Annotated in this window: 7 protein-coding genes; all 7 read right to left on the bottom strand. The window is 74.4% G+C overall.

What is annotated here, in order from left to right; translation table 11 throughout:
- Window positions 1–1,491, bottom strand: coding sequence for a protein kinase (locus tag ADL05_RS32000; RefSeq protein ID WP_053619573.1), 1,491 nt, complete (start codon window positions 1,489–1,491; stop codon window positions 1–3).
- Window positions 1,492–1,505: 14 nt separating this feature from the next.
- Window positions 1,506–1,880, bottom strand: a complete 375-nt coding sequence (locus ADL05_RS32205) for a protein kinase (protein WP_053619574.1) — start codon at window positions 1,878–1,880, stop codon at window positions 1,506–1,508.
- Window positions 1,881–1,908: 28 nt separating this feature from the next.
- The gene (locus ADL05_RS25675; protein ID WP_231640908.1) at window positions 1,909–4,047 is read right to left on the bottom strand and encodes a serine/threonine-protein kinase; all 2,139 of its coding nucleotides are present in this window, start codon (window positions 4,045–4,047) and stop codon (window positions 1,909–1,911) included.
- A 40-nt stretch (window positions 4,048–4,087) separates the two neighbouring features.
- On the bottom strand, window positions 4,088–6,394 hold the full coding sequence (locus tag ADL05_RS25680) for a serine/threonine-protein kinase (protein WP_053619576.1): 2,307 nt from the start codon (window positions 6,392–6,394) through the stop codon (window positions 4,088–4,090).
- Between the two features lie 137 nt (window positions 6,395–6,531).
- Window positions 6,532–7,899 (bottom strand): hypothetical protein, encoded by a 1,368-nt coding sequence (locus ADL05_RS25685; protein ID WP_156366032.1) that lies wholly within the window; start codon window positions 7,897–7,899, stop codon window positions 6,532–6,534.
- Complete coding sequence (locus ADL05_RS25690; protein ID WP_053619577.1) at window positions 7,889–9,889, bottom strand: hypothetical protein; 2,001 nt, start codon at window positions 9,887–9,889, stop codon at window positions 7,889–7,891. Before ADL05_RS25690 ends, ADL05_RS25685 begins: the two co-directional genes overlap by 11 nt.
- A gap of 152 nt (window positions 9,890–10,041) precedes the next feature.
- Window positions 10,042–12,756: an aconitate hydratase AcnA gene (gene acnA / locus ADL05_RS25695; RefSeq protein ID WP_053619578.1), complete on the bottom strand. Its 2,715-nt coding sequence runs from the start codon at window positions 12,754–12,756 to the stop codon at window positions 10,042–10,044.
- Window positions 12,757–13,017: the final 261 nt, after the last annotated feature.

Raw genomic sequence — 13,017 nt, forward strand, 5'->3', positions numbered from 1 at the left:
TCAGGGGCGCCGGAGCAGCCCGAACACGGCCGCGGCGTACCCGGCGCGCGCGGCACCGGCGGCGCCCTCGACCCGCGCCCACAGGCCGCGCGCCCACTCCGCCCTCCCGGGCCGGTCGCCGGGGTCGGGCTGGACCACCAGGTCCGGGTGCAGCAGGAACACCAGGGTCAGGACGGGGTCCGGTCGTCCCGGGGGCCCGTTCTCCTGCCAGAGCGCCGCCCCGGCGCGCTCAGCCGTCGCGAGGTCCTCGGCCAGGACGCGCAGGGTCTCGGCGTCCGGGCCGTGGTGGGCGGCCATCAGCCGGATCACCGCCGGGCGGGCCATCAGCAGGCGTTCGTGGGCGGTCCGGTCGCCGGGCCCCGGCGGCCGGGTGTCCCGGAACAGGGCGCGCAGTGCGGCGGGCGAGGCGTCCTGGCCGCGGAAGGCCGGCGGCAGGTCGGGGCGGAGCTGGGCGACGAACGACGCCACCGCCAGGTTGACGTCCACCACGCCGCGCTGGAAGGGCGAGCGGTCGGCGAGCGCGACGCGCAGGTCGTGGGAGATCCAGGAGTCGAGGGCGGCACGCTCGGTGGTGTCGCCGAAGACGGAGGCCGCCGCCGTCCAGTCGCGCCGCATCGCCGCCGCGAGATCTCCGGCGTCGGCGTACGCCGTCCCGGCGAAGCGATAGGTCGGCACCCGGCCCCGCCCGGGCGGCGTCCCGGTGTGGCCGGGGGTGGAGGGCACGCCCGGGTGGGCGGCCCCGGCGTCCGACGGCACCGCGTGCCCCGGTGCGGCGCGGGAGTGGTCCGGGTAGGGCGGGACCCCGGTGGCACCGGAGGTGGCGGGCGCGCTCGTCGGATGCGGGGCGGGCAGGGTGTACCCGTCACCGGGATCCGGCGGCGGCGCCCCGGGGTCGGACGTGCGGGGCACACCCGTCGCACCCGAGGCAGGAGACACCGCCGTCGAACCGGGAACGTAGGACCCCGCCCCGTGCCCTGACGTGTACGGCGCGGGCGGGGTGTGTGGACCGTGGCCGCCCTCGGGGGGCACCGGTCGCCGCGCGGCCCCGAGGGCCCCGCCCTGCGTCGCGCGCTGCGTGTAGGCGCGGGTCGGAGGCACGCCCGGGCCGCCGACGGCCAGGGGGCGGCCGGTGACCAGGTGGTCCATCAGCGCGGCGGCGTCCGGCCTCCGGTCGGGGTCCTTGTCCAGACAGGCCCGCACCACCGTGGCGAGCGGTTCGGGGACCCCTCCGGTCTCCGGTTCGCTCGACAGGATGCGGGCGATGCGCGAGGCCTGGGTCGGGCCGGGGAACGCCTGGTGCGCGGTCGCCGCGAACACCATCACCGATCCCCAGGCGAACAGGTCCACCGCCGACGTCAGACGGGCGCCCTCCAGCTGCTCGGGCGCCATGTACCCGACCGTGCCGATCACTCCGCTGGCGGTCACGGAGGTGGCCTCCACCGCCCGGGCGATCCCGAAGTCGATCACCCTCGGACCGTCCGGCGCCAGCATGATGTTGTCCGGCTTCAGATGGCCGCCAGCGCGGTGGCCGTTGACACCGCCAGGCGGTGGAGCGCGGAGCCCGTGCGCGGACCCTCCGCGGCCACGGCCTGGTGGAGCGTGGGGCCCTCGATGTACTCCGTGGCGATCCACGGCCGCTCCGCCTCGGGGTCGGCGTCCAGGATCGCCGCGATGCAGAACCCGCTCACCCGCCGCGCCTGCTCCACCTCGGCCGTGAAGCGCCGCCGCATGTCGGCGTCCTCGGCCCAGGCGGTGTGCAGCAGCTTGACCGCCGCCCGGGTACCGTCCGCCCGCTCCCCCAGGAACACCTCGCCGAACCCGCCGCGTCCCAGTGAGCGCACCAGTCGGAATCCGCCGACCGTCCGCGTCGTCTCCTCCACGCGGTCCTCCGCTCACCTCGACGACCTGTCAGCCTCCGCTGATCCTACGGGCCCGGTCGAGGTCGGCGTCCATCCGCTGCAGGCCGCCCCGCAGTTCGGGCAGGAGGCGGGGCAGGCCCTCCATGTGCCTGACCCTTCGTCCGCGGGCGATCGAGTCGCCGTGCGCGCCGTGGTCCATCGAGAGCAGGATGACGAAGACCAGCGCGCACAGGAGCGCCGATATCCAGCCGAGCGCGAAGAGCAGCGGCATGTCCGTCCCTCCGGCCAGGGTTCCGATCCCGAAGGACGCGCCTCCGGTCCAGAGACAGCACACCTTCGCGGTCCCGTAGGACCTCTGCGTGCGCACCACCCTCTCCAGGTGGGCGTACTCGCCGCGCGTCCGCTGTTCGCGCTCGCTCCACTCGGCCCGCTGCCGGGCGAGGTCGGTGAGTGTGGGCAGGACTCCGTAGATCGTGGCGGCGTATCCGGCGCGTTCGGCGCCCGCGGCGCCGTCCACCCGGGGCCACAGGGCCGCGATCCACTCGGCCACGCCGGGTCGGCCGCCGGGGTCGGGGGCCGCCACGAGCGCGGGGTCGAGCAGGAAGGTCAGGACCAGGGCCGGATCCACCCTGGCCGGAACGTCGCGCCATCCGACCAGGTTCTGGGTCAGCTCCTGGTGGAAGGCCGTCCCCGCGCGTTCGGCGGCGTCCAGGTCCTCGGCCAGCGAGCGCAGCTCCGCCGCGTCCCCCGTACCGTGCGAGGCCATCACCCGCAGGACCGCGGGGCGGGCGAGCAGGACCAGCTCGTTGGCCATCGGCGCGCCGGTCAGCAGCGGCCGCGGATCGTGGAAGAGCTTGCGCAGGCCCGGCACGGACGCGTCGTGGCCGCGGAAGACGGGCGGCAGGTCGGGGCGGGCCTGGGCGACGAAGGACGCCACGGCCAGGTTCACGTCCCTCACCTGGCGCCGGAAGAGGGAGCGGTCGATCGTGGTGTCCCCCACGTCGTCCATCACCCAGGAGCCGAGCGCGGCCATCTCGGCGGCGTCGCCGAAGACCGCGACCGCCGCGCGCCAGTGCTCCTGCATGGCGGCGGCCAGCGCACCGACCCGGGTGAAGCGGACCCCCGCGAAGTGGTAGGGCGGGGCCTCCCCGGTCGGCGCGGAGCCGGGTCCGGCCCCTGCGTAGGCGCCCCGGGCGGGCGGGGCGGAGGCCTGGCCGCCGGAGGCCGGCGGAGCCGCCGGTGGCGTGGCGGACGAAGCGGGCGTGGCGGACGAAGCGGGCGTGGCGGCAGGCGGCGCGCCCTCCAGACGGGTGTAGGCGCGGGTCGCCGGGGTCGAGGGCGCGCCCTCGACCCGGGTGGCCTCGGCGTCCGTGATCGCCGGGCCCGCCCCGGTGGCGATGGGGCGTCCGGTGACCAGGTGGTCGAGCAGCGTGGGCGCGTCGGGGCGCCGGCGCGGGTCCTTGCCCAGGCACGCCCTGACCGCGGTGGCCAGGGACGCGGGAACGTCGGCCGTCTCGGGTTCACCGGACAGGACGCGGGCCACGCGGGAGGCCTGGGTCGGACCGGGGAAGGCCTCGTGTCCGGTGGCGGCGTAGACCATCACCGAGCCCCAGGAGAACAGGTCCACCGCCGACGTCAGGCGCAGGCCCTCCAACTGCTCGGGCGCCATGTACCCGATGGTGCCGACCACGCCGCTCGCCGTCACCGACGTCGACTCGACGGCCCGGGCGATCCCGAAGTCGATCACCCTCGGCCCGTCCTGCGCCAGCATGATGTTGTCCGGCTTCAGATCCCGGTGCACCACGCCCGCGGCATGGATCGCGGCCAGGGCCGTGGCCGTGGACACCGCCAGGCGCTGGAGCTCGTCCCCCGCCCTGGGCCCCTCCTCCGCCACCGACTGCTGCAGGGTGGGGCCGTCGATGTACTCCGTGGCGATCCACGGCTGATCCGCCTCCGGGTCGGCGTCCAGGATCCCCGCGATGCAGAACCCGCTCACCCGCCGCGCCTGCTCCACCTCGGCGGCGAACCGCCGCCGCATGTCGGCGTCCTCGGCCCAGGCGGTGTGCAGCAGTTTCACCGCCGCCCGCGCGCCGTCCGCGGTCTCCCCGAGGAACACCTCGCCGAACCCGCCGCGTCCCAGCGACCGCACCAGCCGGTACTCGCCCACCGTACGAGCGGTCCCGTCCATACCCGTCCCCATCTCCTGTTGTGTCGTCCCCCGCGGCCGGTCAGCCCTCGCTGATCCTGCGGGCCTGGGCGAGATCGGTGCGGATCCGTTCCACGCCCGAGGTGAGCTGCGGGAGCTGGGCGTTGGAGTGCTCCAGCTCCATGACGCGGTGGGCGCGGCGCACGGGGGTGCCGCAGACCACGCGGCGGGCCGCCGTGCACGAGACCGCCCCGGTCAGGCCCAGGACGGAGGCCACGACCAGCAGGCCGGTGATCCATGGCGGCGCGCCGAGGACGTGTTCCAGCACGAGCGCCGCCGGGAAGCCGAAGATCGCCCACCGGCTGTAGCGCACGGCGTTGGTGAGGTGGACCTGGAGGCCGACCCGGTTCATCAGGGCGTCGTGCTCCGCGGAGACGGCGGCGAAGCGCTCCTCCCAGTGGCGCCGCTGGCGGGCCAGCTCGCGCAGGGTCGGCACGGCCCCGTAGACCATCGCCGCGCACCCGGCGTTGTCGGGCACGGGCGCGGACTCGACCCTGCGCCAGAGGATGTCGACCCACTCCGCGACGGCCTTGTCGCCGTCGTTGGGCGGGACGACGCGCTCGGGGTGCAGGAGGAAGGCCAGGACCAGGGCGGGGTTGACGTGCACGCGGGTGCTCGCCCATCCGGCCAGGTCGCCCCGGAGCCGCTCGTGGAAGGCGATCCCGGCCCGTTCGGCCTGGCCGAGGTGCTCGGCGAGCCGGTGGAGCGCACCGGGTCGGCCCGAGTGGTGGTGGCCCATCACGCGCAGGACGTCGGGCCGGGCGAGCAGGGCCATCTCGTTGGCCAGGGGCGCTCCGGTGAGCACGGGCGCGGGATCGGCGAAGAGTTCGCCCAGCGCCTCCAGGGAGGCGGGGCGGCCGCGGAAGACCGGCGGCAGGTCCGGGCGCAGCTGGGCGACGAAGGAGGCGATGGCGAGGTTGGCGTCCGTGGTCTGGCGACGGAAGAGGGAGCGGTCGACGGTGGTGTCGCCCAGGTCGTCGATGATCCAGGCGCCCAGGGCGGCGCGCTCGGCGGGGTCGCCGAAGACCCGTAGCGCCCCGGCCCAGTCCTGTTGGAAGGCCTCGGCGAGCGCGCGCGGATCGGTGAAGCGCACACCGCCGAAGTGGTACGGGGGGACGCCGCCGGTGTGGAGCGGGCCCGACGGCAGCGGACCCGAGGGCAGCGGGCCCGACGGCCCGGACCCGTTCGGCACGGGGCCGGAGTGGTACGGACCCGGCGCCACCGCGCCGGACTGGTGCGACACGGGCTGGGCGGCCGGCGCGGACGCGGCCTGGGCGTCCTGCGGGGCCAGGGCGGTGTAGGCGCGCGTGGGGTCGACCGTGGCCGGTGGTGCCACGCGCGTGCGGTCCACCTGGGGCGGGGCGCCGTCGGCGACCATCGTCCGGTCGACACCGACACGGGTCCGGTCGTCGGGCGCGGGCGCGACCGTGGTGCCCTGGGCGTCCGCTGACACGGCGGGTGCCGGTGCCGGGGGGAGCGCCGGTGCCGGAGTCCCCTCGGCCGGGGCCGCGATGAGCCGGTTGAGCAGCGTGGAGGCGTCGGGGCGCCGGTCGGGATCCTTGTCCAGGCACGTCCGGATGATCCCGAGCAGGGGCTCGGGCAGCGCCCCCAGGTCGGGCTCCCCGCCCAGGATGCGGGCGATCCGCGAGGCCTGGGTCGGGCCGGAGAAGGCCTCCTTGCCGGTGGCGGCGTAGACCATCACCGAGCCCCAGGAGAACAGGTCCACCGCCGACGTCAGCCGGGCGCCCTCCAGCTGCTCGGGCGCCATGTACCCGATGGTGCCGACCACGCCGCTGGCGGTCACGGAGGTGGCCTCCACCGCCCGGGCGATCCCGAAGTCGATCACCCTCGGACCGTCCGGCGCCAGCATGATGTTGTCCGGCTTCAGATCCGGCTTCAGATCCCGGTGCACCACACCGGCCGCGTGGATGGCCGCCAACGCGGTGGCCGTGGACACCGCCAGGCGGTGCAGCTCCACTCCGCCGCGGGGGCCGTCCCGGTCGACGGCGTCCTGCAGGGTGGGGCCGTCGATGTATTCCGTGGCGATCCACGGCTGCTCCGCCTCGGGGTCGGCGTCCAGGATCCCCGCGATGCAGAACCCGCTCACCCGCCGCGCCTGCTCCACCTCGGCCGTGAAGCGCCGCCGCATGTCGGCGTCGCCCGCCCAGCTGGCGTGCAGCAGCTTGACCGCGGCCTTCGTCCCGTCGGGAGCCTCGCCGAGGAACACCTCGCCGAACCCGCCGCGTCCCAGTGACCGTAGCAGCCGGTAGTCGCCGACCGTGCGCTCCGGCGGCGGCGCGCCCCCGTCCTCGCCCGTCCCGTCGTCCACAACCGCCCCGTTCCCTGGTCGTTCGTCCTCGTGTGCCCCGGCCGTCCCACGGGAGCCCGTGGGAACTATAGCGACGGTCGGCCTCGTTCCGGGACGGAGCCGCCCGCCGTCCGCGTCCCCGGCCGCGCGGGCCGCGGCTACGCCCTGGTCCGGTGGGCGCCGCGCTGGATGCGTTCCACCAGGTCGTCGGTGAGGGTGCCGTAGCCGGTGGCGGCCCACACGCTCTCCTCGGGCGGTACCTCGTAGTACGGGACCGACCGGCCCTCGTGTTCGTCCGCCAGGACGGTGGGCCGCACGCGGTCGCGCACGGCGCGCGCGCAGTCCGGGCACAGCGGCACGCGGATCGTCCGGGTGCCGCCGTACTCGCGCCACTCGACCTGCCGGGTGTCGGTGCCGTGCAACGGGTTGGCGTAGCAGGGACGGCGCGGGGTCCGGCGGCCGGCCAGGGCGTCCTCGGCCAGGTCGAGCAGCACGAGCACGCCCGCGGCGTCGGGCAGGGTGGGCCCGTCCGCGACCATCCGGTCGTACACGCGCGCGGCGGCGTCACGGGCGTCCAGCGCTCCGGTCAGGCGGCGCCCGTTGGTGTCGCCGGCCCGGCTGAGGCGCTCGCCGAGTTCGATGAGGTCCTGTTCACAGCGTTCGACCAGCGAGTCCAGGCGGGCCCGGTCGGCGTTGTCGAACGCGGCGTGCTGGGCGAGCGGGACGGCCGGGCGCGCGCGGCGCCGGACGGCGATCACCGCGCCCAGTCCGACCAGCAGCACGGCGGCTCCGCCGGCCACGGACCAGGGGAGCCAGTTCGTACCGCCCATCGGCGACAGGCCGCCGTTCTCGGCCTCGTAGTCCGCCACGGCCTGCTCGTAGGCGGCCTCCGGGTCGTCGGAGAGGGCGGTCTCGACGGCGATCTCCACCTCCTCCAGGATGGTGGTGTCGCTGTCCCCCATGGTGCGGTAGGAGGCCGTGTGGGCACCGTCGGCCGCGGGCCTGGTCTCCGGATACGCGCCCCCGGGGCCGAAGTCCGCGCCGCGCAGCGAGAATCCGTCGTGCACGAGGAAGTGCCGCTCCCCCAGTCCCATCCGGTCCTGGACGGCGGAGACGAGTTCGTCCACGTCCCCGTTCCACTGGTCGCCCTCGGTGAGCGGGACGGCGATCACGTACAGGTCCAGGTCGCCTTCGGCGATCGTCCCGGCCAGGCGTTCGCGCTCGGCGACGGGGAAGGCGCTGTCGAAGGCGGACGAGACGTGGACGGGCGACTCGGCCAGGGCGTCGGCGATCGTCTGGGCGGGACTCGCGCCCTCCTCCGCCGTCCCGGCCTCCGCATCGGCGGCCGGGTCGGTCGCGCCCGCGGGAGCGGGGCTCCCGGTGGGCGACGGACTCCCGGCCGTGTCGGCCAGGGCCGGGGTCGCCGCCAGCAGCGCGGCGGCGGCCAGCGCGGCCACCAGGGCCCACGCGCGCCGGGGCGTGCGAGGTGTCCGGGGCACGGCGGCGTCACGGTGTTCAGTGGACACGGTCCTCCTTCAACAGCAGGTCGACCAGCGTCCGCGGCCGGTCGGCTCCGAACCGGTGCTGGATCCACGGGTCCTTGGGGCTCTTCAGATAGCTGTGCGCCGTGGTCCGTGTCCGCAGGCGCAGGACGCGCGTCTGGCGCTGGTCGTCGGTCAGCTCGGCGCAGGCGGCGCACAGCGCACCGCTCCCGCTCGGGTCCAGGCGCGTGCCCCTGCGCTGGGTCGCCGCCGGGTGCAGGGGGTTGACCAGGCAGGGGCCCAGGTCGTCGGCGCCCGGGTTCTCGGCGGCGGCCGTCACCCGCCTGGCCAGGACGGCCGTGCCGAGCAGGTCCAGGCCCTCCACCCCGCGGTCCATGAGGATCAGCGCGGCCTCCGCCTGCGGCATGTACGCCTCCGGTACCCGGTCGCCGCGGGCCGACAGCAGGGTGCGCAGGCGTCGGGTCTCCCGCCGGGCGATGCGGCGCAGCGCGCGCGGGCCGAGCACGGTCCGTCCGGCGCCGCTGCGCAGGTTGCGCACCAGCAGCACGGTCAGGTAGTAGGACCCGATCACCGCGGCCGCCACGAGCGGCCCGACGAGGAGGAGACCGCCCCACAGGCCGCCCGACCAGTACCGCTCCGACCGCGGGCCGGGCAGGATCGGCTCGTCGTCGGCGAACTGGGGCGTGAACCGGGCGTCCTGGGCGGGCTCCATCTCCGCCTCCTCGCGCAGGGCCGTCACGGCCGCGTCGACGGCCAGGGCCGGGGTCGGCTCCTCGATGTCGTAGATCGGGCTCCACAGCGCGAAGGAGTCCACCTCCACCCCGTGCGCGGCGGCCCCGACCTGGACGCTGGAGGCGTCGAACGCGGGCCCCGCGACGAGGTAGATCCCCTCCCGGCCGGCGACGGAGGCCAGGGCCGCGGCGAGGATGTCGGGGTCGCCCTCGGCCTCGTCGTCGGAGTCCAGGTTCACCACGGCCGCGTACACCGGAACGGACCCGTCCGAGAGCGTCGCGGCGACCTCCTCGAGCCCGTCCCGGGGCTGGGGGTTGAGGGGGTCGACGTAGAGCGGGTCCCCGGCCAGCCGTTCGGCGATGTGCTCGACCCGGCCGGTGGAGACCACGTAGGGCTCCTCCATCCGCACCAGCTCCAGCGGATCGGGGATCTCGTGCCCGCCCACGGGCGCGTCGAGGACGTAGGGGTAGGGCACGACGACGGCCGCGGCCGCGAGGGCGACCGCGCCCGCGGCGGTGGTGGCGGCGACGGCCCCGCGGCCGCGGCGCAGCGCCAGCCACACGGCCCACCCGCCGGCCGTCACCAGGATCCCGGCCACCGTTCCGGCCAGGAAGCCGAGGTTCTCCGGGCCGTTGAACCGGGTGGGGTCGATGTCCTCCAGGAAGTCCGCCCACGCCTCCGGAGCGGCCTCCGCGCGCTCCGCCTCCGCCTCCAGGGCGTCGGCCACCGCGGGGTCGGCCATGGCCTCGGCGAGCACCCGCGCGACGTCGGCGGCGGGCGCGTCGTAGTCCAGGCCGGCGTCCACGGCACGGGTCCCGGCGTCCACCGGCACGTCGACACCGTAGGCGCGGACCTCGAGGGGGCGTCCCTCGGGCGGCAGCAGGACGTAGATCCCGTCGGTGCCGAGCCGGTCGTGCAGAGCGGGCACCATCTCTCCCGAGACGGCCATGCCCCCGATACCCGCGAAGGGGGTGACGACGACCTGATAGGGCACGCCCAGGGGGCCGAAGGCGGCGTGGACCGCCTCGGTGACCTCGGCCGGCTCCGCCAGGCCGCCGATGGCGGGATCGACCACGACGGCGGCGTCCTCGGGCTGTGCGGCGAGGAGCCCGGCGTAGTACTCGGCGGGCGTCACCGGGGCCTGGATCGAGGACCCGGGCGTGTCGGCCGGGGCCGTGTCGGCCGTGTCGGCCGCGACGGGGGACGCCGCCAGCGCCACCGACGCCACCGCCAGGGAGAACACCGTGCGGACCAGGAGCCGCGGGAGAGTGAGGGCGGGCATGAGCCGAGCATACAGACCGGTTTCGGTCATCCGGATCACCGCGTCCGGAACAGCTGCCGCGACGAGGCCGGGGCCGCCACCGTCGGTCGGACGGTGGCGGCCCCGGTGAACCGCGCGGCGCGCCGTTGTGGGCGCGGGCGGAGCCTGGTGGACTACTTCGCGATGAGCTGGCGCAGCACGTACTGCAGGATGCCGCCGTTGCGGTAGTAGTCGGCCTCACCCGGGGTGTCGATGCGCACCACGGCGTCGAACTCCACGCCGGTGTCGGTGGTCACCTTCACCGTGTTCGGGACACGGCCCTCGTTGAGCTCGGTCACGCCGGTGATGGAGAAGGTCTCCTCACCGGTCAGGCCGAGGGAGTCGGCGGACTGGCCCTGCGGGAACTGCAGGGGCAGCACGCCCATGCCGATCAGGTTGGAGCGGTGGATGCGCTCGTAGGACTCGGTGATGACCGCGCGCACGCCCAGCAGGCTGGTGCCCTTGGCCGCCCAGTCGCGCGAGGAGCCGGAGCCGTACTCCTTGCCGCCCAGGACGACCAGCGGGGTCCCCTGCTCGGCGTAGTTCTGCGCGGCGTCGTAGATGAACGACACGGGTGCGTCGGGCTGGGTGAAGTCGCGGGTGTAGCCGCCCTCGGTGCCCGGTGCGATCTGGTTCCGCAGCCGGATGTTGGCGAACGTCCCGCGGATCATCACCTCGTGGTTGCCGCGGCGCGAACCGTAGGAGTTGAAGTCGCGGCGCTCCACGCCGTTGGCCTTGAGGTAGTCGGCCGCCGGGGTGCCCGGCTTGATGGCGCCGGCCGGGGAGATGTGGTCGGTGGTGACCGAGTCGCCCAGCTTGGCCAGGACGCGGGCACCGGAGATGTCGGTGACCGGCGCCGGCGTGGTGTCCATGCCCTCGAAGTACGGGGGCTTGCGCACGTAGGTGGAGTCCGCCTCCCACTCGAAGGTGTTGCCGGTGGGCGTGGGCAGCGAGCGCCAGCGGTCGTCGCCGGCGAACACGTCCGAGTACGCGGACTCGTACATGTCCGAGGCGATGGCCGAGTCCATGACCTCCTGGATCTCCTCGGCGGTGGGCCAGATGTCGGCCAGGAAGACGGGCTGGCCGTCCTTGCCGACGCCCAGGGGCTCGGTGGTGATGTCCACGTCGAGCGAGCCGGCCAGCGCGTAGGCGACCACCAGCGGCGGCGAGGCCAGGTAGTTCATCTTCACGTCCGGGTTGATCCGGCCCTCGAAGTTGCGGTTGCCGGACAGGACCGCGGAGACCGCCAGGTCGTTGTCCTGGACCGCCTTGGAGATCTCCTCGGGCAGCGGGCCGGAGTTGCCGATGCAGGTGGTGCAGCCGTAGCCGACGAGGTTGAAGCCCAGTTTGTCCAGGTAGGGCGTCAGACCGGAGCGCTCGTAGTAGTCGGTGACGACCTTGGAGCCCGGGGCCATGGAGGTCTTGACCCACGGCTTGCGGGACAGGCCCCTCTCCACCGCCTTCTTGGCCAGCAGGGCGGCGCCCAGCATGACCGAGGGGTTGGAGGTGTTGGTGCACGAGGTGATCGCGGCGATCACGACGGCGCCGTGGTCGATCTCGGTCTCCGTGCCGTCGGCCATGGTGACCTTGACCGGGCGGTGCGGACGGTGGTTCGCGGACGCGGCCGGGGCGTCGGAGGCCGGGAAGGACTCCTTGCCCGCCTCGTCGTCGGAGACGTAGTTCTGGACGTCGTGGCGCCAGGTCGGCTTGGCCGCGGACAGCGCGATGCGGTCCTGCGGGCGCTTGGGGCCGGCGATCGACGGAACGACGTCGCCCAGGTCCAGCTCCAGGTACTCGGAGAAGACGGGCTCGACCGACGGGTCGTGCCAGAAGCCGTTGGCCTTGGCGTAGGCCTCGGTCAGGGCGACCTGCTGCGCGGAGCGGCCGGTCAGCTTCATGTACCGGATGGTCTCGTCGTCGACCGGGAAGATCGCGGCGGTGGAACCGAACTCCGGGCTCATGTTGCCGATGGTGGCGCGGTTGGCCAGCGGCACGGACGCGACGCCGTCGCCGTAGAACTCGACGAACTTGCCGACCACACCGTGCTCGCGGAGCTGCTCGGTGATGGTGAGCACCAGGTCGGTGGCGGTGGTGCCGGGCTTGAGCTCACCGGTCAGCTTGAAGCCGACCACGCGCGGGATGAGCATGGAGATCGGCTGCCCGAGCATGGCGGCCTCGGCCTCGATACCGCCCACGCCCCAGCCCAGGATGCCCAGGCCGTTCTGCATGGTGGTGTGCGAGTCGGTGCCGACGCAGGTGTCGGGGTAGGCCTGGCCGCCGCGGGACATGGTCACGCGGGCCAGGTGCTCGATGTTGGCCTGGTGCACGATGCCGGTGCCGGGCGGGACGACCTTGAACTCGTCGAAGGCGGTCTGGCCCCAGCGCAGGAACTTGTAGCGCTCGTAGTTGCGCTCGTACTCGATCTCGACGTTGCGCTCGAACGCGTCGGGGCGGCCGAAGAGGTCGACGACGACGGAGTGGTCGATCACCAGCTCGGCGGGGGCGAGCGGGTTGATCTTGTCCGGGTCGCCGCCCAGGTCGCGCACGGCCTCGCGCATGGTGGCGAGGTCGACGACGCAGGGCACGCCGGTGAAGTCCTGCATGATCACCCGCGCGGGGGTGAACTGGATCTCCTGGCTGGGCTGCGCCGCGGCGTCCCATTCACCCAGGGCCCTGATGTGGTCGGCGGTGACGTTCGCACCGTCCTCGGTGCGCAGGAGGTTCTCCAGCAGCACCTTCAGGCTGTAGGGAAGCCGGTTGGCGCCCTGCACGGCGTCCAACCGGAAGATCTCGTACGACTCGTCGCCAACGCGCAACGTGTCACGGGCGCCGAAGCTGTTCGCGGACACGGTGTCTGCCTCCTGATCTCGCCACTTTGTCCCCAGCTTCCCGCCTCGTCGGGCGGGAGCGGGACCTGCCGCTTCTGAGCGGACGCGGGGCCGATAGGCCGCGGGGTGGCCTTCGCCTTCTCGGGCGTCCGTCAGAACCGCTGCCCTGAAGCGGGCCGGGGGGAGCCCCGCAGTTATCTTGATGTCAAGGTATCCAACTTGTATCTCGATATCAAGTTATCGGGTCGCTCCCCGGCCCGCGCGACCGCCCCCCGCGGTTCG

Origin of the sequence: Nocardiopsis sp. NRRL B-16309 (assembly GCF_001279585.1) — a bacterium.
Classification (GTDB): Bacteria; Actinomycetota; Actinomycetes; order Streptosporangiales; family Streptosporangiaceae; genus Nocardiopsis.

Excerpts from the sequence above, each read along its gene's own strand:
- ADL05_RS25675 (WP_231640908.1), bottom strand. The coding sequence starts at position 4,047 with ATGGACGGGACCGCTCGTACGGTGGGCGAGTACCGGCTGGTGCGGTCG.
- ADL05_RS25690 (WP_053619577.1), bottom strand. The coding sequence starts at position 9,889 with ATGCCCGCCCTCACTCTCCCGCGGCTCCTGGTCCGCACGGTGTTCTCC.
- ADL05_RS32000 (WP_053619573.1), bottom strand. The coding sequence starts at position 1,491 with ATGCTGGCGCCGGACGGTCCGAGGGTGATCGACTTCGGGATCGCCCGG.